The sequence below is a fragment of the Variovorax sp. Varisp36 genome (assembly GCF_047304235.1).
In the GTDB taxonomy this organism is placed as follows: domain Bacteria; phylum Pseudomonadota; class Gammaproteobacteria; order Burkholderiales; family Burkholderiaceae_C; genus Variovorax.
The window spans coordinates 1-22,570 of record NZ_JBGLYU010000024.1 but is presented as its reverse complement, the minus strand read 5'-3'; the positions used below and the strand labels follow the sequence as shown (position 1 = coordinate 22,570).

Annotated in this window: 19 protein-coding genes; 8 read left to right on the top strand and 11 right to left on the bottom strand. The window is 65.7% G+C overall.

Annotation, left to right across the window (positions count from 1 at the left end):
• The first annotated feature begins 106 nt into the window (after positions 1–106).
• Positions 107–991, top strand: a complete 885-nt coding sequence (locus ACCD11_RS15805) for a neutral zinc metallopeptidase (RefSeq protein WP_007837323.1) — start codon at positions 107–109, stop codon at positions 989–991.
• 131 nt (positions 992–1,122) lie between these two features.
• Positions 1,123–2,586, top strand: coding sequence for a DEAD/DEAH box helicase (locus ACCD11_RS15800; protein WP_007837321.1), 1,464 nt, complete (start codon positions 1,123–1,125; stop codon positions 2,584–2,586).
• 36 nt (positions 2,587–2,622) lie between these two features.
• Here the strand turns inward: ACCD11_RS15800 and ACCD11_RS15795 are convergent, their stop codons facing one another.
• The 5 genes from ACCD11_RS15795 to ACCD11_RS15775 all read right to left on the bottom strand — a co-directional run bounded on the left by ACCD11_RS15795 (position 2,623) and on the right by ACCD11_RS15775 (position 7,422).
• Entirely contained in the window at positions 2,623–2,844 is a 222-nt protein-coding gene (locus tag ACCD11_RS15795) for a hypothetical protein (protein WP_007837319.1), read from the bottom strand.
• A gap of 135 nt (positions 2,845–2,979) precedes the next feature.
• Entirely contained in the window at positions 2,980–4,605 is a 1,626-nt protein-coding gene (locus tag ACCD11_RS15790; RefSeq protein ID WP_413314598.1) for a rhodanese-related sulfurtransferase, read from the bottom strand.
• A complete protein-coding gene (locus tag ACCD11_RS15785; protein WP_413314596.1) occupies positions 4,602–5,207 on the bottom strand; it encodes a cysteine dioxygenase in 606 nt (201 codons plus the stop codon). Before ACCD11_RS15785 ends, ACCD11_RS15790 begins: the two co-directional genes overlap by 4 nt.
• Positions 5,204–6,184 carry an ABC transporter substrate-binding protein gene (locus ACCD11_RS15780; RefSeq protein ID WP_413314594.1) on the bottom strand — a complete coding sequence of 327 codons (981 nt, stop codon included), beginning with the start codon at positions 6,182–6,184 and terminating at the stop codon, positions 5,204–5,206. The genes ACCD11_RS15785 and ACCD11_RS15780 overlap by 4 nt, the downstream gene beginning before the upstream one ends.
• On the bottom strand, positions 6,181–7,422 hold the full coding sequence (locus ACCD11_RS15775; RefSeq protein ID WP_413314592.1) for an acyl-CoA dehydrogenase family protein: 1,242 nt from the start codon (positions 7,420–7,422) through the stop codon (positions 6,181–6,183). The genes ACCD11_RS15780 and ACCD11_RS15775 overlap by 4 nt, the downstream gene beginning before the upstream one ends.
• Positions 7,423–7,532: 110 nt before the next feature.
• On the opposite strand from ACCD11_RS15775, the gene ACCD11_RS15770 reads away from it, so the two are divergent.
• The 6 genes from ACCD11_RS15770 (at position 7,533) to ACCD11_RS15745 (ending at position 13,494) form a co-directional block, all read left to right on the top strand.
• Complete coding sequence (locus ACCD11_RS15770; protein WP_413314590.1) at positions 7,533–8,543, top strand: ABC transporter substrate-binding protein; 1,011 nt, start codon at positions 7,533–7,535, stop codon at positions 8,541–8,543.
• Positions 8,544–8,574: 31 nt separating this feature from the next.
• Entirely contained in the window at positions 8,575–9,693 is a 1,119-nt protein-coding gene (locus tag ACCD11_RS15765; protein WP_413314589.1) for an LLM class flavin-dependent oxidoreductase, read from the top strand.
• Positions 9,694–9,753: 60 nt separating this feature from the next.
• Positions 9,754–10,572, top strand: coding sequence for a class II aldolase/adducin family protein (locus tag ACCD11_RS15760; protein WP_413314588.1), 819 nt, complete (start codon positions 9,754–9,756; stop codon positions 10,570–10,572).
• Between the two features lie 14 nt (positions 10,573–10,586).
• Entirely contained in the window at positions 10,587–11,558 is a 972-nt protein-coding gene (locus ACCD11_RS15755; RefSeq protein WP_413314587.1) for an ABC transporter substrate-binding protein, read from the top strand.
• A 219-nt stretch (positions 11,559–11,777) separates the two neighbouring features.
• A complete protein-coding gene (locus tag ACCD11_RS15750) occupies positions 11,778–12,476 on the top strand; it encodes a fumarylacetoacetate hydrolase family protein (RefSeq protein WP_413314586.1) in 699 nt (232 codons plus the stop codon).
• Between the two features lie 97 nt (positions 12,477–12,573).
• The gene (locus ACCD11_RS15745) at positions 12,574–13,494 is read left to right on the top strand and encodes a helix-turn-helix transcriptional regulator (RefSeq protein ID WP_007837300.1); all 921 of its coding nucleotides are present in this window, start codon (positions 12,574–12,576) and stop codon (positions 13,492–13,494) included.
• Positions 13,495–13,537: 43 nt separating this feature from the next.
• Here the strand turns inward: ACCD11_RS15745 and ACCD11_RS15740 are convergent, their stop codons facing one another.
• From ACCD11_RS15740 to ACCD11_RS15715, 6 genes are all read right to left on the bottom strand, one after another.
• Positions 13,538–14,656: a hypothetical protein gene (locus tag ACCD11_RS15740; RefSeq protein WP_413314585.1), complete on the bottom strand. Its 1,119-nt coding sequence runs from the start codon at positions 14,654–14,656 to the stop codon at positions 13,538–13,540.
• Positions 14,657–14,789: 133 nt separating this feature from the next.
• The gene (locus ACCD11_RS15735; RefSeq protein ID WP_413314584.1) at positions 14,790–15,914 is read right to left on the bottom strand and encodes a hypothetical protein; all 1,125 of its coding nucleotides are present in this window, start codon (positions 15,912–15,914) and stop codon (positions 14,790–14,792) included.
• A gap of 88 nt (positions 15,915–16,002) precedes the next feature.
• Positions 16,003–17,115: a hypothetical protein gene (locus tag ACCD11_RS15730; protein ID WP_413314583.1), complete on the bottom strand. Its 1,113-nt coding sequence runs from the start codon at positions 17,113–17,115 to the stop codon at positions 16,003–16,005.
• A gap of 10 nt (positions 17,116–17,125) precedes the next feature.
• Complete coding sequence (locus ACCD11_RS15725) at positions 17,126–19,807, bottom strand: T6SS effector BTH_I2691 family protein (protein WP_413314581.1); 2,682 nt, start codon at positions 19,805–19,807, stop codon at positions 17,126–17,128.
• A gap of 19 nt (positions 19,808–19,826) precedes the next feature.
• A complete protein-coding gene (locus tag ACCD11_RS15720; protein ID WP_413314579.1) occupies positions 19,827–20,903 on the bottom strand; it encodes a DUF4123 domain-containing protein in 1,077 nt (358 codons plus the stop codon).
• 4 nt (positions 20,904–20,907) lie between these two features.
• Positions 20,908–22,570, bottom strand: a 1,663-nt coding sequence (locus ACCD11_RS15715) for a type VI secretion system Vgr family protein (RefSeq protein ID WP_413314577.1), incomplete at its 5' end; no start/stop codon positions are given.

The following is a 22,570-nucleotide window of genomic DNA, read 5'->3' as shown; positions in this document are numbered from 1 at the left end:
ATTGCCGGCCGGCCGCTGACGGCCGGTTACCCTGGGGGGCGCCGGGACAAGTACCATCCTGCGAACGCCGGCAAATCCTCCTGCAATGGCCGGCAAGGAGACTGCGATGAGATGGGAAGGCAACGAACAATCGGACAACGTCGAAGACCGCCGCGGTGAAGGTGGCGGCGGTGGGGGCGGCTTCATCGGCGGGCGCAGCATCGGCATCGGGACCATCGCGGTCGCGCTGATCGCGGGCTGGGTCTTCGGCATCAACCCGCTCACGGTACTGAGCCTGCTCAGCGGCGGTGGCGGTCCGGCCCAGGTGCAGCAACAACAGCAGGGACCCGCGCCCAAGCCGCCGTCCGGCGACCGCGAAGCGGCGTTCGTCTCGACGGTGCTCAAGAACACCGAGGTCGTGTGGACGGCCGTATTCAGGCAGAACGGCGGCACCTACCACGCACCGCGCCTCGTGCTGTTCCGCGATGCCACGCCCACGGCCTGCGGCACGGGGCAGTCGGCGATGGGGCCGTTCTACTGCCCGGGCGACCAGAAGGTCTACATCGACCTCGGCTTCTACGACACGCTGAAGAACCAGCTCGGCGCGCCGGGCGAGTTCGCACAGGCGTACGTCATTGCGCACGAGGTCGGCCATCACGTGCAGGACGAACTCGGCATCACCGCCAAGGTCGACGGCATGCGCGGCCGACTCAGCCAGACGCAGAACAACGCGATGAGCGTGCGCGTCGAGCTGCAGGCCGACTGCTTCGCGGGCGTGTGGGCCCACCATTCGCAGGAGTCGAAGAAATGGCTCGACCCGGGCGACATCGAGGCCGCGATGAATGCTGCGCAGAAGATCGGCGACGACGCTTTGCAGCGTTCCGCGGGCCGTGCGGTGGTGCCCGACAGCTTCACCCACGGATCGAGCGCGCAGCGCCAACGATGGTTCGGCTCGGGCTATCAAAGCGGCGACATCAAGGCCTGCGACACTTTCAATGCACGCAGCCTTTGAGTTGCATGCCCCCGAATAGCCCGTCGATGCTGGCTGGATTGCTATTGAATAAATAGCAAATCCATGGGCGCGGGCGTTGTCATGCCGAAGTCACTGCCGTTTTTTGCGGCAATGCGACAATAGCGGGCTCAATGACAAGCTCCTTCTCCAATTTGATGCTGGCGGAACCGCTGGCGCGCGCCGTGGCCGAAATGGGCTACGAGACCATGACACCGATCCAGGAGCAGGCCATTCCGGTCGTGCTCTCGGGCCAGGATGTGATGGGCGCCGCCCAGACAGGCACCGGCAAGACGGCGGCGTTTTCGCTCCCGCTGCTGCAGCGCATGCTCAAGCATGAAAACGCCTCGACCTCTCCGGCGCGGCACCCGGTCCGGGCCCTCGTGCTGCTGCCCACGCGCGAACTGGCGGACCAGGTCGCGCAACAGGTCAAGCTGTACGCCAAGTACACCAACCTGCGCAGCACGGTCGTGTTCGGCGGCATCGACATGAAGCCGCAGACGCTGGAACTGAAGAAGGGCGTCGAAGTGCTGGTGGCCACGCCGGGCCGGCTGCTCGATCACATCGAAGCCAAGAACGCGGTGCTCAACCAGGTCGAATACGTCGTGCTCGACGAAGCCGACCGCATGCTCGACATCGGCTTCCTGCCCGACCTGCAGCGCATCCTGAGCTACCTGCCCAAGCAGCGCACCACACTGCTGTTCTCGGCGACGTTCTCGCCTGAAATCAAGCGGCTCGCCAGCAGCTACCTGCAGAACCCCGTCACCATCGAAGTGGCTCGGCCGAACGAAACGGCTTCCACCGTCGAGCAGCATTTCTACAGCGTGGGCGACGACGACAAGCGCCGTGCGCTCAAGCAGATCGTGAAGCAGCGCGGCATCACGCAGGCCTTCGTGTTCGTCAACAGCAAGCTCGGCTGCGCGCGCCTCGCACGCTCGCTGGAGCGCGATGGCCTGCGCACCACCGCACTGCACGGCGACAAGAGCCAGGACGAACGCCTGAAGGCCCTCGCCGCGTTCAAGGCCGGCGAAGTCGATCTGCTGGTGTGCACCGACGTCGCGGCGCGCGGCCTCGACATCAAGGACGTGCCGGCGGTCTTCAACTTCGATGTGCCGTTCAACGCCGAAGACTATGTGCACCGCATCGGCCGCACCGGCCGCGCCGGCGCTTCGGGCCTCGCCGTGAGCTTTGCCAGCGGTGGCAACGATGCGCGCCTGGTGGCCGACATCGAGAAACTGATCAAGAAGAAGATCGAACTCGAGCCGGTCGAATTCGAGGAAGACCGCCCGCGCGGCCGCATCAACGACGGACGCCGCCACTGGCGCGAAGAAGGCGAAGCCGGCGACGCACGAGATGTGCTCGACCAGCCGCGCGAACGCCGCGAAGCCGAAGCCCGCCGCGGCGGTGGACGCCCGCACCGCGCGCCGTCGGCGCCGCGCGATCCGTTCTTCGACAAGCCCTACGAGCCCGGCGAGCCGGACGCCACGCCCGCCTGGGAAGCTGCCGCCAAGGCAGCCACGCCCGCGCGCGGCATCTCCAGCAACATCAAGTCCAAGCGCAAGGTCGCGGCGCTGTTCAAGAGCGCCGAGCCGAGCTAGCTGGCCTGGCTGCGCAGCGGCGTCAGCCGCCGCAGCTCAGCGCCATCCGCGGTGCCAGCCGTATTGCGGGTGGCGCCAGCCCCAGCCGTAGCGCGGGTGGTAGGCCCATGTGAACCCGACGCCGGGCGACACGTACGTCGGAGCGACGTAGGCCACGCCCGGAGGCGCCGCATACACGGGTTGAGCCGGCGCAACCACGCAGCCGGTCAGGGTGGCTGCCAGCGCGGCAGCGGACAGGGCAAGAACAGGAAATCTCATGGCAAAGCTCCTGGGACGAGTTGTTGTCGATATGAATCTCCAACGCCTTGCCGCTTGGCCGGATGACGGCCTTTACCCTGGCGACACAGTGTCACCGGCGTGTCGAAATCCTTTCAAAATGCTTTCTTTCGCGGGTCAGATCACGTTGAAGTGATGCGAGCCATCGCGTCCCAGCTGTGCGACCAGGCCGTACTCCCAATCGAGGTAGGCCTGCATCGCTTCGGCGGAGGCGTCAGTGCCCTCATAGGGGCGGCGGTAGCGGTCGGTGCGTGCGGTCGCGAGGCGCGTCTCGCCGGTCTCCGCTTCGAGGCCTGCTGCGAACCAGGCCGCGTTGCCACCCTCCAACACACGCACCTCGACGTCGCCCTCGCCGCGCGCGTCGAGCAGGGCGCGCAGGTCGGCTGCGGCATAGCGGGCGAGCAGGCTGCTGCCGCAGGTTAGCACGTAGCGCTGGGCGGGTGGAATGACGGCGTCGAGCGCCTGCGCGAGTTGTGCGCGGATCGCGTACCAGGCGCCCGGAATGTGGCGCTTCACGTAGTTCGCGCTGGTGGTCACGTCGATCACCGCCGTGCCGGTTTGCTGCTGCAGCAACACCGCGAGTTCCTTCGGTGCGATCTCGCCCACGGCAGCGGCGACAGCTGGATAGGCGCTCGCCGGTGCCGCTGTTTCGATGAACGCCGCAGCCGTCGGCACCACTTCCAGCACGTAGGCCTCCCACCCCATCTGCGCGAGCCATGAGGCGCTCATCGAAGCGCGCACGCCATCGTCGTCCGCCAGTACGATGCGCGCGCCGCGCACTGGCACCTGGTGATCCGTTTCCTGCACCAGTTGTCCGCCGGGTGCGCTGGCAAAGCCGGGCAGGTGGCCCGCCGCATATTCCTCAGGCGTGCGCACGTCGAAGCGGTACACGGTGCGTCCGGGCGCTTCGAGCGTTTGCAGGGCGTCGAGTGCAATGCGGCGCACACCGGCCAGATCGGCCACGCGCCTTGCATCGGCCTGCGCCTGCGCGCGATGCGCCGGTGACACCGCAACGGGCGCCTGCCGGTTCGCGCCATGGTCCAGCACCTGTCCCGCGAGTTTCCATCCGATCGTGCCATTGCGAAGCGCCGCTACCGGGTTCGGAATGCCCGCATTCACCAGCGATTGCGTGCCGATGATGCTGCGTGTGCGCCCCGCGCAATTCACGATCACCTGCGTGGCCGGATCGGGTGCCAGCTCGCGCACGCGCAGCACCAGCTCCGCGCCCGGCACGCTGGTGGCCGAGGGAATGCTCATCGTCCGGTATTCGTCGAAGCGGCGCGCGTCGAGCACCACCACGTTGGCCTTCGCATCGACCAGCGCTTTCACCTCGGGCGCAGAGAGCGAGGGCGTGTGCCGCTCGTGCTCGACCAGCTCGCCGAATGACTTGCTCGGCACGTTCACGTCGCGAAACAGCTCGCCGCCCGCCTTGCGCCAGCCTTCGAGGCCGCCTTCGAGTAGGTGCACGTTCGTGTAGCCCAGCGCGGCCAGCGTGTTCGCGGCCGGCGGGGCAAGGTCGGCGCCGCCGTGCTCGCCGTACAGCACGATCAGCGTGTCGAGCCGCGGAATGCGCCGCCAGGCCTCTATCTCGACGCGCGAGAGCGGCAGGTTCGCAGCCCACAGCGGGTGTTCCTGTGCGAACGGATCTTCCTCGCGCACGTCGAGCAGGGCGGTTTCTTCGCGTGCGATGAGCCGCGCGCGCACGGCGGCGAAGGGAAGGGTGGGAAAGGAGGCAGTCGTCATGCGGTTGTCGAAGAAGATCCGAGTTCGGCGCAGCGGTCCCACAGGTTGGGCAGCAGCGCATTGGAGTATCCGGAGACGAAGGGCTTGCGGCCGCCCTGCGCCGGGTAAGTATGCCGCCGCACGGCGCCGATGTTCGCGCCGTAGACGTGGATGCTGATCGATACGCGGTCCGCATGCGCGTTGTGAACGCGGTGCAGGTCGCCGACGGTGGGCGACACGGCTTCCACGTCACCGGCATCGAGCCGCACCGCTTCGCCTTGCGGCTGCGCACGGCCCTGCGCGTCGAGCACATGGCCCTGGCTGTACTCCGCGCCGCGCAGCATGCCGATCAGTCCCCACACCGTGTGGTCGTGCACCGGCGTGGCCTGCCCTGGTCCCCACACGAAACTCACGACCGAGAAGCGCTCGGTGCTGTCCGCGTGCAGCAGGAATTGCTGGTAGCGCAGCGGGTCAGGTTGTGCAAAGGCCTCGGGCAGCCAGTCGTCGCGCGCCACCAGCGTGCGCAGCAGCGCGCCGCCTTCCGAAAGAATGCGGGGCTCGTCGGGCGCGCTGTCGAGCAGCCGGCCGAAGGCACCGACGAATTTGCGCAGCGGCGCGATCACGCCGTGCGCTTCCAGACGCTGGTGTCCGTGATCGCGCGAACGTCGACGCGCACCGGCAGGATGCCGTCGCGCGCCGAGCGGTCGGCCACAGCCTGCAGCGCGACGATGTCCGCCTCGCTCACCGGCCGGCCCGCCACGGACGCCCGCGCCGTGATGATGCGAGCGGACTCGATCGGAAGCCGCGTGAGCTGGCTGTAGGCCTGCGCGTAGGCCTCGGGGTTGGCCAGCGCCCAGTCGCCCGCGCGGGCCAGCCGGTCCAGAAACTGCACGATGGCCGCGCGCCGGGCGGGGTCTGCCAGCGAATGTTCGCTCGCGGTGATGAAGCCCAGGGCGGTATTGATGCCGCGCCCGTCGCGCAGGATGCGCCCGCCCTGCTGCAAGGCGATCGTGTAGTACGGATCGAAGATGGCCCACGCATCGATCTGCTTCGACGCGAAGGCGGATGCCGCATCGGTCGGCAGCACGAACTTCACCGTCACCTCGCTGCGCGGCACGCCGGCTTCTTCGAGCGCACCGTACAGCTGGTACTGCGAGATGCTGCCGCGCGCCGAGGAGACGATCACCGTCTTGCCGCGCAAGTCGGCCACGCTGCGCAGCGGCGAATCAGGCTGCACCACGATGCCCAGCGAGTCGGCCTTGCCGACGCGCGTGGCGACGATCTTCAGCGGCGTCTTTCCGACGGCCGCGGCCAGCACGGGCAGGTCGCCGGCCATGGCCGTGTCGACCGCCGCGCTGCGCTGCGCCTCGAACAGCGGCGCCGCGCCCTGGAAGTTGGCCCAGCGGTAGGCGAAGGGTGCGCCTTCGAGCGTGCGCGAGGCCTCGAACAGCGAGCGCAGGCCGCCGGCCTGGTCGCCGAGCACCAGCGTGGTCTGTGGTTGTGCGAGGGCGCGCAGCGAACCGGCTGCAGCCAATGAGAGGGCGGCGCCTTGCTTGAACCAATCGCGGCGCGAAGCTTTCGGGAAGGGCAGGGACGTCATGCGGCGACTCCCGGCGACAGCAGCGCACGCTTGCCCGCCGCGACCAGGATTGCGTCGTTCTGCGGCGTGTGGATGCGGCTGCACAGCACGTCGCGGTGGTGCCGCTCCAGCGGGTTCTGCCGCGTGAGGCCGTGGTTGCCGCTGAGCTGCAGGGCCAGTTCGACCGCGCGGACCGCGTTGCCCGTCACCGTGTACTTGAGCAGGCCGCTGTCGGCGGCCGGCGGTGGATGGCCATGATCGACAGCGGCGGCCGCGTCGTCGAGCAGCAGGCGGTTGGTTCGCAGCAGCGCCTCGATTTCGCCCACGTGCTCCTGCACGCGCGGCAGGCTCGCCAGCGGCGCGCCGAGGCTGCCGGGCGCGCGCTGGTTCAGGAAGCCCACCAGCCAGTCGCGCGCGGCCGTCGCTACCGCGTCGTAGAGGCTGCCGAGCAGCACCGTCATCCATGCCTGTTGCGTGGCATGGGCGTCGATGTCGGTCTGGCTGCCCGCGTCAGGCGCCCAGTCGGCCGGCGCGCGCAGGTCTGCTGCATGGTCGAGACCGATGGCGACGTTCTCGAACACCACCTCGTGGCTGCCCGAGGCGCGCAGGCCCAGGTGGTCCCAGCTGGGAATCACGCGCACGCCGGGTGCTTCGCGCGGCACCAGGAACACGCCGGTGCGCGGCGTGGCCTCGTCGGTGCGGGCCCACACCGCGAGCCAGCTCAGGCCCTCGATGCCTGTCGTATAGAGCTTGTGGCCATCGATTTTCCAGCCGCTGCCCTCGCGCCGCGCGACCGTGGCCGGCAAGCCGCCGCGGGCGGGCGAACCCAGTACGGGCTCAACCCGCAGCGCATTGATCAGCGCGCCGTGCGCCACCGCATCGCGCGCCACGCGTTCGCGCAGCTGCGGCGGCCAACGGCTGTCGGTGCGCGTCAGCGCGTGGTGCTGCAGATAGGTCATCGTGAGGATCAGCGCCGTGGCTGGCTCGCCGCGCGCCACGGCCGCGATCACCCGCCGTGCCGTTGCCAGCGTGGCGCCGCCGCCGCCGTGTTCGGCGGGGGCGACGAGCCCGATGAGCCCCTGCGCCTGCAGCGCCGCGAAGTTCTCGCGCGGAAAGGCGCCACTGCGATCATGGTCGGCCGCGGTGGCGGCGAACTGCGCCGACAGCCGCGCCAGGACCGCGGCATCGACGGTGGCGGGTGGGGGAGGCGATGGTTCTTCAGGCGTGGCCGGCGCGCGGCGCAAGGGGAGTGCACTCATGGTGCCCAGACGTTAGCGGGCCGCCTGCCGCCGGGAAACGACGCATCCCGCATATGCAAACTCGTTTTTCTGCGTTCGCTTCCGCTGCCCGCCTGGTTACGGTTCGGTGGATGAAAACAGACTTCCTTTTCGACCGGCGCCGCCTGCTGCAAGCCGCCGCCGCGTGGGGCACGGCTGCAACCGCCGGAGCAGCGGGCCTGGCCCAGGCTGCGTCGCCGTCGCGCGACCTGTCGGGCGTCACGCTGCGCGTGGGCACCTACAAGGGCCTCTGGCGGCCGCTGCTCACCGCTTCGGGCCAGGCCGACACGCCCTACAAGATCGATTGGCGCGAGCTCAACAACGGCGTGCTGCACATCGAGGCCATCAACGGCGATGCACTCGACCTGGGCTCGGGCAGCGAGATTCCGCCGGTGTTCGCGGCGCGGCAGAAGTCCAGCGTGAAGCTGGTGGCCGTGACGCACGAAGACCTGAACAACCAGGCCACGCTGGCGCGCAAGGATGCACCCATCCGCAGCATCGCCGACTTCAAGGGCAAGCGCGTAGGCTACGTGCGCGCCACCACTTCGCACTACTACCTCGCCAGGCAACTGGCCGAAGCGGGCCTGTCGTTCAGCGACATCCAGGCCGTGAGTCTCACGCCGTCGGACGGCCTCTCGGCCTTCGCGCGCGGTGACCTCGATGCCTGGGCCATCTATGGCTACAACGGCCAGTTGGCACGCACGCAGTACGGCGCGCGGGTCATCAAGACCGGCGTGGGGTATCTCTCGGGCAACTTCCCCATCTACGCCAATCCGCGCGCGCTCGACGATGCATTGCACCGTGCCGCGCTGGGCGACCTGCTGCAGCGACTGCAACGCTCGTTCGCGTGGATCAACGGCAACTTCCTGGCCTACGCCCGCGCGCAGTCGGCCGAAACGCGCGTGCCCGTGGGCGACATCGTCGAGCTCTTCAACCGCCGCAGCGGTGAGTACAGCCTCGGCCCCGTCAGCGATGCGGTCGTGCGCAGCCACCAGGACGTGGCCGACACCTTCCTGAAGATCGGCGTGCTCGACGGTCCGGCCGACGTCAAACCGCTGTGGGACCGCAGCTTCGAGAACGTGCTGCGCCTGCCCGCCGCCTGACATCCACTTTCCATTCACGAGGACAAGAACCATGAGCCAGCAACACCAGGACGGCGTCGAATTCATCGGCATGATCCAGGGACAGAAGGTCTCGGAGATCCACGCCGCCAACGGACCGTCGCTCGACCGCGACTACGTGCGCGCCTTCGCGCAGGCCCACGAAACGGCCGACTTCGACCGCGTGCTCGTGCCGCACCACTCGACCAGCCCCGACGCCACGCTCACGGTGGCTTACGCCGCCTCGGTCACCGAGCGCATCCACTTCATGCTCGCGCACCGCCCCGGCTTCGTCGCGCCCACGCTGGCCGCGCGGCAGTTTGCCTCGCTCGACCAGTTCAGCGGCGGCCGGCTTGGCGTGCACTACATCTCGGGCGGCTCCGACGAGGAACAGCGCCGCGACGGCGACTGGCTCGATCACGACCAGCGCTACGCCCGCACCGACGAATACCTCGAGGTGCTGCACAAGGTATGGACGGCCGACAAGCCCTTCGATCACGAGGGCGCGCACTACCGCTTCCAGAACGCCTTCTCCGAAGTCAAGCCGGTGCAGACGCGCAGCGGCAAGCCGCATGTGCCGGTGTATTTCGGCGGGGCTTCCGAGGCCGCGATTCCGGTCGCGGGCAAGTACGCCGACGTGTACGCGCTGTGGGGCGAGTCGCTCGACCAGGCGCGCGAGCTCACCACGCGCGTGCGCGCCGAGGCGGCGAAGCATGGGCGCGGCGTGCGCTTTTCGGTGTCGTTCCGTCCGATCCTGGCGCAGACCGAAGAGGCCGCGTGGGCGCGCGCGGAGAACATCCTGGCGGAGACCAAGCGCCTGCGCGTGGTGCAGGGCTACAACCGAGGCGGTCCGCAGCAGAGCGAAGGCGCGAAGCGCCTGCTGGCCGCGGCCGAGAAAGGCTCGCGGCTCGACAAGCGGCTATGGACCGCAGTGGCACAGGAGATCGGCGGCCGCTCGAACAGCACCGCGCTGGTCGGCACGCCGGAGCAGGTGGCTAATGCGCTGCTCGACTACTACGACCTGGGCGTGACGACCTTCCTGATCCGCGGCTTCGATCCGCTGGAGGATGCGCTGGACTATGGGCGCGAGCTGATTCCGCGCACGCGGGAGTTGGTGGCGCAGCGCTCGGCTTCCGCCCGCAAGGCCGCCTGACCCTTCTTTCTCTCTCCCCTTCTGGGGGAAGGAGCAAAACCGAACACCAAGGAATCTCCCATGAGTGCCGTTCTTTCCATCGACCGCCACGCGTCGCTGAAGCTCAACCCGAACCCGCAGCAGAAATACTGGTTCGACCCCATCCCTGCGCGCCCCACCGTCCAGGCCGAGCGCCGCCATCGGCAGGAGCGCCTGGCCGGCGCCTTCCGCCTGTTCGCGCGCTTCGGCTTTGCGCAGGGCCTGGCCGGCCACATCACCGCGCGCGACCCCGAGCTGAGCGACCACTTCTGGGTCAACCCGCTCGGCGTTCATTTCTCGCGCATCAAGGTGTCCGACCTGCTGCTCGTCAATTCGAAGGGCGAGACCGTCATTGGCGACAGGCCGCTCAACAAGGCCGCCTTTGCCATCCACGCCGCGATCCACGAGCACAACCCGAAGATCGTTGCGGCTGCCCACACGCATTCGACCTACGGCAAGGCCTGGTCCACGCTGGGCCGCAAGCTCGACACCCTCACGCAGGACAGCTGCGTGTTCCACGATGACGTGGCGCTGTTCGACGATTTCACCGGCATGGTGGTCGACACCAGCGAGGGCGACCGCATCGCCCAGGCGCTGGGCGACCGCAAGGGGGCCATCCTCAGGAACCACGGCATCCTGACGGCCGGGCCTACGGTGGAAGCCGCTGCGTGGTGGTACATCGCGCTCGACAATGCCTGCCACACGCAACTTCTCGCCGAAGCCGCCGGCAAGCCGCAGCCCATCGACGAAGAAACCGCGCGCCACACGCACAGCCAGATCGGCGGGCCCGAAGGTGCGATCCATTCCTTCGACAGCCTTTACGAAGGCCTGCTCGAAGCCGAGCCCGAACTCCTGCTGTGACGACGGGCAATGCCATGAACTTCAGCACATCCATTGCCCGCGGTTCCCGCCGCCGGTTTCTCGTCCAGGGGGCATCGATTGCCGCCGCTGTCGCTCTGCCGGGAGCGGTTGCCGCACAGGGTCGTCCGGTGCTCAAGGCCGGCGACCAGAAGGGCGGCCTGCGCGCGCTGCTCGAAGCGGCGGGCGGGCTCGAAGGCCTCGGTTACGACATCCAGTGGTCGGAGTTCCCGGCCGCGGCGCCGTTGGCCGAAGCACTCAATGCCGCTGCGGTCGATTCGGGCCCCATCGGCGACGCGCCGCTGATCTTCGCGCTGGCGGCGGGCACGCGCGTCAAGGCCATAGGCGCGAACCGCTCCGACTCCTACGGCACGGCCGTGCTGGTGCGGCCCGACTCACCGCTGAAGACCGCCGCCGACCTCAAGGGCAAGAGCATCGCGACGAACCGCGGCTCCATCGGCCACTACGTCACGCTGAAGGCCATCACCTCGGCCGGCCTCAAGCCCGAGGACGTGAACATCCGGTTCCTCGCGCCCGCCGACGCCAAGCTCGCACTGACGCAGGGCTCGGTCGACGCCTGGGCCACGTGGGAGCCGTACACCGCATTGGCCGAGGTCAGCCATCATGCGCGCGTGCTCGTCAGCGGGCGCGGCCTGCTGCCGGGGCTCAGCTATCTCGCGGCCACCGACAGCGCCATCGCGTCGAAGCGGCCCGTGCTGCAGGACTTTCTGCAGCGCGTGGTGAAGGCGCAGCTCTGGTCGTACCGCAACGTCGACGCCTACTCGGCCGCGCTGGCGCGCATCATCGGCATTCCGCCCGAGGCGGCGAAGCTGCAGTTCGAACGCCGCCAGCAGAAGTGGGTGGCCATCGACGCGCAGGTCATCGCCGACCAGCAGGGCACGGCGGACTTTTACCGGCAGGTCGGGCTTATCAAGCAGCCGCTCGACGTGAGGGGGACCTTCGATACGGGGTTCGGTGCGGCTGGGTAGCAATTCGTGCAGTAGCTGTTCAGGGCGCGGTCCCGCCGACGGGGCACCTTGCTCCGCGAATGTCCCCCGGCCTGCGGCCTCCTCCTTTATTTCGCTGCGGGGAGCACCCCGTGGCCTGTGCACGCACCCCGGAAAAAACCGAGATGAAACCGTAGCTAAGTCCAAGACTCGCATAGATACGTCCCCAAGGCGCAGGGCGGTGATGGCTAGAGTCGTCGAATGACTACCGACACTCTTTACGCCATTCCCCCCGCGCCCGTTCATTCGCTGCCCATCCAGGGCGAACGCGCGCGCTTCCCGGTCAACCGCATCTTCTGCGTGGGCCGCAACTACTCCGAGCACGCCCGCGAGATGGGCCACAACCCCGACCGCGAACCGCCGTTCTTTTTCATGAAGCCGGCCAGCGCCATCGTGGCCGACGGCGGCGAGTTCACCTATCCGCCGCTGTCCAACGACGTGCACCACGAGATCGAACTCGTGGTCGCGCTCAAGACCGGCGGGTCGAACATCGCCGCCTCGGCCGCACTCGGCCATGTGTATGGCTACGCCGTCGGCCTCGACATGACCCGCCGCGACCTGCAGGGCGAGGCCAAGAAAATGGGCCGCCCCTGGGACACCGGCAAGGCCTTCGACGGCTCCGCGCCCTGCGGCGAACTCGTGCCCGTGGCCAAGGCCGGCCACCCCGCGACGGGCGAGATCCGCCTCGAAGTCAACGGCACGCAACGCCAGGCCGGCGACCTTGCCGACATGATCTGGAACGTGCCCGACACCATCGCCTACCTGTCGACACTGTTCACGCTGCAGCCCGGAGACCTGATCTTCACGGGCACCCCGGCCGGCGTCGCCGCCGTGCAGCGGGGCGACCGCATGCGCGGCACGGTGGCGGGCGTGGGCGCGCTGGAAGTCGCGGTCGTCTGAGCTTGAGGACGGCCCGCGCATCGAGCCGGGCCGGCCTTCCGGGCCGCGAGTTGGCGTACCCTCGCGGGCAGACGCCTGCCGACCCGCCCGTTCTCCGATGCGCACCTCTCCTCCCCCCACGTCCGTCCGCACCTACGGCATGCACGAGCGTGCCGACCACCTCGACTTCGACATCCGCTTCCAGGGTGCGCGCAACGAGCTCACGCTGCCGCACCGGCACGCGTACTTCCAGATCCAGATCGGCATCGAGGGCAGCTCGCAGCAGGCCATCGGCGGCGAGGTGCGCCCCTTCGGCCCGCGCCACCTGAGCTTCGTGCTGCCGTACCGGGTGCACGTGATTCCGCATCCGCCCGATGCGCTGTACTGCATCGTCAACTTCGACCAGCGCTTCCTGTGGCCCGAACTCGAGGTCGACGCGCTCGACCTCGACGACGTGTCGCTCGCGCGCTACCCCGATCTCGCGCCCTTCCTGTTCCAGGAGTACGTCGACTTCGCCTTCGACGAGGCCGACTTCGCCCGCGTGCGCGGCTGGCTCGACGAGCTGCACGCGCTGAACGCGGGCCGCAGCTTCGGTGCCAAGATCGCGATGCGTGGCATCGTGCAGCAGATCATCGCCCTGGCCTGCATGCGGCAGGAGCAGGCGCTGATGCGCCTTTCGCTGCAGCACAACGGGAAAACCTCGCAGCGGGACGCGTTGCAACGCGTGGTGCGCTACGTGCGCGACAACCTCGACAAGCCACTGTCGCTGACCGATGCCGCGGCCGCTGCGTTTCTCTCGCCCAACTACCTCGCCAACCTGCTGCGCAAGGAAACCGATCGCACATTCACCGACCTGGTTACCGAGCGGCGCATCGAGCGGGCGAAAGAATTGCTGTCCTCCACCTCGCTGCTGGTGCGGGAGATTGCGCACCAGTGCGGGTTTACCGACGAGGCGTATTTCAACCGGCGCTTTCGTCAGTGGGTGGGGAGTACGCCGCGCAACTTTCGGCGGGAGCATGTGGTGAGCAAGCGAGGGTGATTCGCACCGAGGACGTGCCTATGTGCAACTGCTCGCAGTTGCTTCACTTCCTGTTTGGCATTGCTTCCTGTACCGCTTCGGCCGTTCCCCATCGCTGCAGGAACTCGATCTCATCGGCTTTGCTCAACTTGCCTTGTGCTCGATGGACGAGCGCCGTCATCACAGCGCCCGTTTGCACGGGCTTTTCTTCGGGCTCACCGATGCCCGAATCGCTTTGCCACTCTTTCGGGAATGCCGGCCACGAGCAGGTCACCTGACTGAGCATGTGATACATGGTTTCCATCACCCCGGGACGTTGCTCCAGCCTGTACTGGTTGGGACTGGGCTTGCCGCAATAAGTAGTGTGTTGCTGCTCTATCCGTTCGGGGATGCCTTCCTGGCCAGGACCGTATTCCATGTAGCAGCGGATGTACTCCCATAGCGGGGCCGCGTCCTGCTGCATGGGCAGTGTCGGGCCAACGAAGATGGCGTCTTCGCCCTTGGCAAGCGGGTCGGCTGCATCAAGCGGTGGGTGGTAGAGGATGAGCGAGTAGTAAGCAGCCTTGCCGGGCGCACCATTCTTTCTGGCCAGCAGGTCATAGCCGTCCATGTCGACGATGGCGCGCAGGCGGTCCCAGTCGAACACGGCGTTGCCACCACAACCTCGTGGCCTCAGCAGATAGACCTTGCGCGTCACCCGATTGAAGCGAATGCGGCCTCGTGCATAGGTGAAGAAGCACGTGCGCACGCCCATGACGTCGAACCACAGCCACAACAGGATGCAGCAGCCGAGGGACAAGGGGAAAAGCAGCAGCCAGCCGAACCATAGATCGGCTGAAGTGGCCGTATTTTCGCTGGCACCCCAAAACAGCAGCACATGATCAAAAGCGATGGGATGAAGTGAAAAGCCATAGAACCCCCAGAAAATCAACAGGCACGGGAGCAGAACAAATACCGTTCCGATGCCTGCTTTCCATTGCCGCTCCCACCCTGAGTTGCACAACTCTAGGTAAGTTTCGTTCTGCGCATAGATGCTTCGTCCTGCTGGTAGGGTCGCACCACTGCGTTCGACACGCTCAACGGGCTTCAACAGTCTCTTGCTACCGTCGGCCTGCACGCACCTGCGGCCCTCATCGATTGAGCGTTGGCGCGCACGCTGATAGACATGCTCATTTGGGAACATCCTGGAATTCCTAGTGGACCGATTGCAATTCAGCTCGCGCGTTGGCGCGCTTCTGCAGCGTCTCTTACAGCATATGACGGGCAAGCGTGGGGCGAGTCGTGCCGATGGCTTGCCGCTCGCGCCCGCAGTCTGCTCACTTCTCGCGCGACATTGCTTCCTGTACCGCCTCGGCCGTTCCCCATCGCTGCAGGAACTCGATCTCATCGGCCTTGCTCAGCTTGCCTTGGGCCCGATAGACGAGCGCTGTCATCACGGCGCCCGTTTGCACCGGCTTGTCCTCTGGTTCGCCAATGCCCGAATCGCTTTGCCACTCTTTCGGGAATGCTGGCCAAGAGCAGGTGATCTGGCTCATCATGTGGAAGCTCGTCTCCATGAAGCCCGGTTTTTGTTCCAGCCCGTACTGGCGCGAGTCGGGTTTGCCGCAATAGGTGGTGTAGTCAGGCTGCAGGTAACGGGCAATGCCCTTGTAGGTAGAAGATGCGTCGGCCGGAATGTGATCGGTCGTAGGGCCGACCTCCATGTACTGGCGGATGTACTCCCACAGATACGCTGCTTCTTGTGGACCCGGCAGGGCGGGGCCGACGAAGATGCAGTCTTCGCCTTTCGCGTTCGGATCGGTTGGGTCGAAGGGCGGGTGATGTAGCGCCAGCGCCTTGATGGTCTGCTTGGCGCCCGCGCTTGAGCCTTCCGGTTCGAACAGCGCCGCCAGGCGCTCCCAGTCCAGCACCACGTTGCCGCCGCAATAGCGGGGGCGCAGCACGTACACCTTGCGAGTGAGCCGATTGAAGCGAATACGCCCGCGCGCGTAAGTAAAGAAGCAGGTTCGCATGCCCATGCAGTGGAACCACGCGAAGATCATGAAGGCGCTAGCCAAAGCGAGAGGGAAAAGCAGGAGCCAACCGAAGACGAGATAGGGCCAGTCCTCGCTCCCGTAGGCCATGGTCGGCCAGAAAAAGATGATCGTCTTGAAGACAAGAGGATGGACTGCAAATTCATACCAAATCCAGATCAATACGGCGGCGGGCAAGATGACGTAAAGATTCCCCATACCTGCACGCCACTGCAAATCCCATCCCGGATTGCACAGTTCCAGGTACGCGTCGTTCTGGGCATAGGCGGCCCGGCCCGGGATCTCGATGCCACGTGCGCCGGTGCGATATGTCGGCCAGCGCTTTTGCCCATCCAGGTTGATGTGAGTGCGGCCTTTTTCGGAGGAGCGGCGCTGGGCCAGTCGGTAGCTGTTTTCGCGAACGAACATGGATTCTTCAGACTGATCGCAGTTCGCCTGCAAAGCTAGAGCCCTGCAAGCCCCCAACAGATGTTCGGCTACCGGTCGTCGTACTCATTTATGCTTTTTGTGACCTTGCTTCTTGCACTGTCTGGGCTGCTCCCCATCGCTGCAAGAACTCGATCTCATCGGCCTTGCTCAGCTTGCCTTGTGCTCGATGGACGAGCGCCGTCATCACGGCGCCCGTTTGCACCGGCTTGTCTTCAGGTTCGCCGATGCCCGAATCGCTTTGCCATTCCTTTGGAAATGCCGGCCACGAGCAGGTGACTTGACTGAGCATGTGATAAGCGGTTTCCATCACCCCTGGGCGTTGCTCCAGCTTGTACTGACTGGAACTGGGTTTGCCGCAGTAGGTCGTGTGCTCCTGCCCTATCCGCTCAGGAATGCCCTCCTGGCCAGGACCGTATTCCATAAAGCGGCGGATGTACTCCCACAGGGGGGCCGCCTCCTGCTGCATGGGCAGTGTGGGGCCAACGAAGACGGCGTCTTCGCCCTTGGCAAGCGGGTCGGCTGCATCAAGCGGTGGGTGGTAGAGGATGAGCGAGTAGTAAGCAGCCTTGCCGGGCGCACCATTCTTTCTGGCCAGCAGGTCATAGCCGTCCATGTCGATGATGGCGCGCAGGCGGTTCCAGTCGAACACGGCGTTGCCACCACAACCTCGTGGCCTCAGCAGATAGACCTTGCGCGTCACCCGATTGAAGCGAATGCGGCCTCGTGCATAGGTGAAGAAGCACGTACGCGCACCCATGATGTCGAACCACAGCCACAACAGGACGCAGCAGCCGAGGGATAAAGGGAAAAGCAGCAGCCAGCCGAACCAGACAAAATTTGACCGTGCTTCAAATGCTCCAAACCAAAGGAAGAGCATGTTTCCGGTGATGAACGGGTGTATTGCAAACCCGTAGAGCCCCCAAAAAACCAGCAAACAAGGCAGCAAGACAAAAAACGAACCGATGCCGGCTTTCCACTGTTGCTCCCACCCCGAATTGCAAAACTCCAGATAGGTTTCGTTCTGCGCGTAGAGGGATCGACCTGGTATTGTTGTGCCAACGGAATCGAGACACTCATCGACCATCAGCAATCTCTTGCTGCCGTCGGCTTGCACACACCTGCGTCCCTCAGCAATCGAACGCCTGCGCGCACGTTGATAGACGTGTTCGTTTGGGAACATTCTCTACTCCCTAATGTGCTGGCTGCAGCTCAGCTCGCACGTTCGACAATTTCTGCAAAGTTTCTTTCAGATCACCATGAATTGGCTTTTTACTCTTGTTCAGAGGACAGTCAGTCAACCAGTTAATCCACTCATCTTCCTTAAAGATTGCGATTGCAACGACAGAAGCAACGACAAGCACCGCTCCGACTAATCCCAGCACAGCACCAAGGCTTGCCGAAGTGATTCCAAGAATGGAAATGTCGAACGCAATCACTGCTGTTCCAGTAATTGTAAAAATGGTACCGAAGACACTCGTGATCTGCGCCAGTGCCAATGCATCTTGCTCTCTCCGTATCGACTGCGCGGCATCTATCCCATCAAACCAAACAGAAACCATCGCCGCGGGCAGCAAGAACTTGAATGCCATTTTTTGCAGATTCCTCAGCTGCGCGACATTCAACGTGTCCAAACCGATCTCCAAGACCTTCTCCTTGTATACGTTGGCGCCTTTGATGCCCTTGAAGATCGTCTCTTCGTACGCTTTGGCGCGCCAGTCTGCAATCGAGCCGATACTTTGCAAGACGTTGCCCGCCATTTCCACCGCGGTGCGCCCATCAGGGTTGACGATAAGTTGTCCACCCTTCAACAAGCTGGTTCCGAAGTCAAAGACACCGGCCAGCATCGCTGCGCGTGAACCAGGCGCTGCACCTTTCGCTCGATCCATCGCCGCTTCGCCGGCCTTGCCCTTCTGAGCAGTGGAAAGCTTGGTCAACTTCTCGGCACGCCCCAGCATCTGTGCGCGCCTTACGTCATTGGCGCGCAACTGCAAACGCTCGGCTTCATTCTCCACCGTTCGCCCTAGCGTGGTGATGCCGGTCAACGCCATATAGCGGACCAACTGCGCTTCCTTGCGGGTCACAGGCAATGCGGAAAGGCCCGCGACCATCTTCACACTCATCAGTGTCATGACATGCGCGGGCCACGCCAGTTTGCGCAACCTGCCGCTTTCTCCGAGGGCGGGAAACTCACTCATGAATGCAAGGGCCTTGTCGCCAAGGCCGACGCGCCCAGCGAGCAGTTTGAGCTTGACTGCCAGGCTTTCCAGCAATCGAACGCTGGGGTCCGGCGCTGGCAACGCCGTCGTTTGTCCGGCTTGTCCTTCCTCTTCCACCGCGGGTCGGAGCGACGCCAGGTGCGCCAAGTTGTTGAAGCACATCGTGCGAGAGAGGGCGTTATCACCCCAGAGATCCAACTGCTCCAGCCACTTGCGGCCCCAGTCATTGCTTTCGGTGCCTGCCAGGCATTGGGCCAGTTGAAGACTCAGGTTTGCTCCACCACCGGGGCGATCTACGCGAGCGTCCTTGCCACTGTAGCGACCCATCACATTGAAGAGAGATGAGCTGCCCAGCCAGCGGCCCTGATCCTCTCCGAGCTTGGAGCGCGAGGCTTGGACCTTGTCATGCGCTGGCTTGTGAACGGTATCGACAAAGCTTTTGGCCGTCGATTCATCGAACAGCCGCATGAATTGCGCGTCTATTTTTTGAGTGGCGGTCGTTTCCTGCTGCGCTCTGTTTCGCTCTCTGCTGGCATTTCGTGCAGCAAGCTCCAGGGCGCGTGCCTGAGGATCGTTGGGCAACGGCGCACGGAAGCTCTTGGATTCTTTGTAGCCGCTGCCAATCGTTTGAAACGCGCCTTTCTTGACGAGGTCTCGCAGGCTCTTGGCGCTCACTGCCGTTTGAAGAACCCATTCCTTGGTCACGCCCTTGGAAAACCCGCCGGCTTGCTCGATCTGCCAATGGCTGTAGGGCGTTTGAGCTTCTGTTTGCAAGTGCCCAAGCTCCTGGGCAATGCCCACGGCATCGTCGCATGCCACCACCGCCCCCTTGTTCTTCAACAGGAAAGTGCGCATACGCTCCAGGCGAGCTCCATGGGCTTTGTCATAGCTTGGACCGATGCGCTTCCTCGTGTCGGTGCTGATCTCCGTGACGCCGGTAGCGTTTCCCATCACGTCATAGCCTGGACTTTGCACCTCAACCTGTTCGTCATAGTCGCCCCAACCGCGCTCCTGCGCATTGCTTCCCATCAGCCCATACATCTGCGGCTCGATGGCGTCGCGCACGGATGGCGTGCTCAGCGCGCTGAACTCCACCACCTGCCCGTTGAGTTGTCCGGGCTGCAGCGTGTCCTTTTGGCTCGTGTTACCGCCTGCCCATCCCGCAACGTCGAAGCCTTGTGTGTACTTGTCCAGGTTCGGCTCGATCTCCTTCTTCAGGTGTTCGTAGTCGATCGGGTCGGGATTGAACATGTAGTCGAGCTTGGTGACGTTCTTTGCATCGCTCACCCACACCATCGAGCTGTTGGCTCCACGGAACTCCATCTCGCATGCCGGGTGAGACTCTGCCGCCTGCGGCAGAGCCACCGGAAACTCACCCAGGTAGCCATGCGGGTGCACGACGTAGCCCTGCCACTCGGGGGCGAGACCTTTGCGCTCGATGCGTACATACAAGTAGCCTGCGCGCAGCAGGCGTACGTTGTACAGCGCGGCCTGCATGGCGACACCTCCGGGTTGGGCCTGCAATTGGCCCATGGGTTGCAGTTGCTTGAGGGCATTCATGCCTTTGGTCTGCGCGCTGTAAGCCGCCGCATAGCGGACAAACAGAATGGGCAGGCCCTTGCGGTCGCAGTTCTTGCAAGGTGTGGCGCAGGGCATCGGGGCTTTCTTTCTTTTCTTATGTCGCAGAAACCGCATCGGCGTATGCGGTGCCAAAACGCAGGTCCGGCCGGCGGCGCAACGCGTCCAGGATCCGGGCGAGCAGGGCGGCTTCGCTTGGCGACTGCCAGAAGGCCTCTCGGTTCGCGCCTTGGGTCGGATGTGCTCGCCAGGTGAGGTCGACGAAATCTTCCAGGTTGTCGTCGCTCAGGCCGAGGCTCTGGCCTTGGGCCAGCAGGCGGCTCATTGCGGCGCCGTCGGGTTGCCGGTCGACGGGCACGCCATTGCCCGCAAGGCGCGCCCAAACGCGATGGCCCGCCGGCGCGGAATGCGCAGCCTGCCATTGGGGCAGGTCGAAACCCAGGCGGCCGACGGATGACGACGACAGCACTTCGGCGTTGCCGTCGGGCCTGGCGGATGCCTGGAACCACTCGGGCTCGCGAGAGGTGGCCAGGACGTTCTGCTGCACCAAGTCGGCCAAGGACCATGGTCCCCAGGGCTGCTCCAGCGTCCACCAGCGCTGCACGGGGCCGAGCCACCGTTGCCGCTGCGCGTCGGACAGCACGGGCCATGCGCGCTGCAGCACGCGCGGGTCCTGATAGCGCAAGAGGCGCGCGCTGCCATCGGCAGGCGACAGCTGATCGCCCAGCACCGCCCAATGATCGGCAATGGCCACGGCGATAAATTCGCTGAAGAGGACGCCGCACAGCGGTTGCCGCATCTGGCGCTGTTCGGCCTGCACCCAGGCTTGCGCGAGCCATCCGGGCAGATCGTTGGCGACCAGGCGTGCGAGCGCCGGGTGCGGGGACGAATCGGCCCAATGCTCCGGCAACTGAAGTAGGCAGGGCGCGTCCTCTTCGCGGTGCTTGAAGTGGCGGTCGGGCACGGCCACGCGTTCCTCGGCCATGCCGGGGTAGTGTTCTTCGAGGGCGCCGGTCAATGCGCCGGCGTGCCAGTTCTCGAGCACGAGATAGGCGCGCAAGGGGCGCCCTCCGGCAGCGTCGAGCACTCGAGCCGATGCGTTGAAGGCCGATCGCAGTTGTCGGACCAGCGCAACGCAGCGCGGGTCCGAAGGTGTGTTGTCGGGAAGCGTCATCGGGTCAACGTGCCAATGAGCCCGCGCCTTCGTTGGCCGCGCCGTTTTCCCTGAGCTTGCAGTCCGATTCGCTGTGCGGCTTGACCGGCAGGCTGGCAGGCCCGACCAGGCTGTGCGTTGCCGCGTGCTCGCGCCAGATGCCCATCGTGCCGTGCTCGATGCCATTCGCGTTCCACCGCGTATAGCTCGAGCCGCCGTTGATCAGCACCTCGTCCCTGGCGGTGATCGTGATGCGGTTGGCCTCCAGCTTGATGTTCATCTTGGCCAGCACATTGACGCTGGCCTTCAGCGCCCTGATGTCGATGTCGGAACTGCCGGCGGTGAGTTTCATGCCCGCCCTGTGGGCGAACAGGCGCACGGCCTCCTTCGCACTGACCAGCAGGCTCTTGCCGGCGCCGATGCTGGCATGCGCGCCGCTGGTGATGGCCGTGTGCTCGCCACTCACGATGTGCGTGCTGCCGGCGGCCGTGGCCTGGATGCCCGCAGGGCTGGCCAGCGTCAGGTGCGGCTCCTGGAATTCGGGGAAGGTGCCGTGGGCCGGGTCGCTGCCCTGGCCCCTGATGTCGTCGTTCTGTTCCTTGAGCGCCTTGGTCACTGCATCCTGGTCGCCCGTCTGGTGCGCCTTGGCTTCCTGCGCAGCCTGACTCAATCCTTCGTGCAGATCACGTGCCTGGGTGAGCCTGGCGGTGGTCTCGCGCATGTCCGCGACGTGGGCCTGGGCGTTCGCGCGGGCCTCGGTGCTCAGCAGCAGGCCGTTCGCGGCGCGCACCGCGCCGTGCCCATCGGTGCGCAGTTCGAAGCCCTGGCCCCGGTCGTCCTTGCGGCCTGCCACGTCCTCGATGCGCGCGATGTGCCCCAGGCTCAGGCTGGAGCTTTGATGGTCGCTCTTGAGCTGGGCCTGGATCTTCCCCGCAAAGTCGTCGAGCACCACATGGTTGCTGCGCCCGCCGCCGAGTTCGCGGCTGCGGAGGCCGGTGAGGTGCTTCTGGCCGGGCAGCTGCCAGGCCGGCATCTCGTCGGCGTTGTGCACACGCCCGGTGACGATGGGGCAGTCCGGATCGCCATTGAGGAAGTCGACGATGACCTCCTGCCCGATGCGTGGCAGCGCGGCCATGCCGAAGGTCGAGCCCGCCCAGGCCGTCGACACGCGTACCCAGCAGCTGGCGTGCCCGTTGTCCTCGCCGATGCGGTCCCAGTGGAACTGGACCTTGATGCGGCCGTATCGGTCGGTCCAGATTTCTTCGCCGGCCGGGCCGACCACCTTCGCGGTCTGCGGTCCCTCGGTCCACGGCTTGGGTGTCGTGCGCCGCGGGCGCCAGGCGAAGCTCGTGGGCTGGGCATCGAAGGTGAAGCGCTGCACGGAGCCCTCGGCGCCGTTCTGTCCTTCACTGGCCTGGATGGTCTCTTGCAGGTGATAGCCGACACCGAGCAGCAGGTACTGCCGGTTCTGGTCGTCGCGCGGGTGGCCGGCGAGGCGGAAGGTGTGGCCCGGCGCCAGTTCGCGCAGGTTGGAGCGGCCCCTGGCCCGGCGGCGTTCGCTCAGTTGCTCCTCCGTGCGGAGGCGCGCGTAGTCCTCGCCGTCGCCGTGCCGGATGAAGCCACCCGGCCACTCGTAGGCTTCATGGCTGTCGTGGTCATGGCCGGGCGGCATTTGCTGGCGGCTCGCC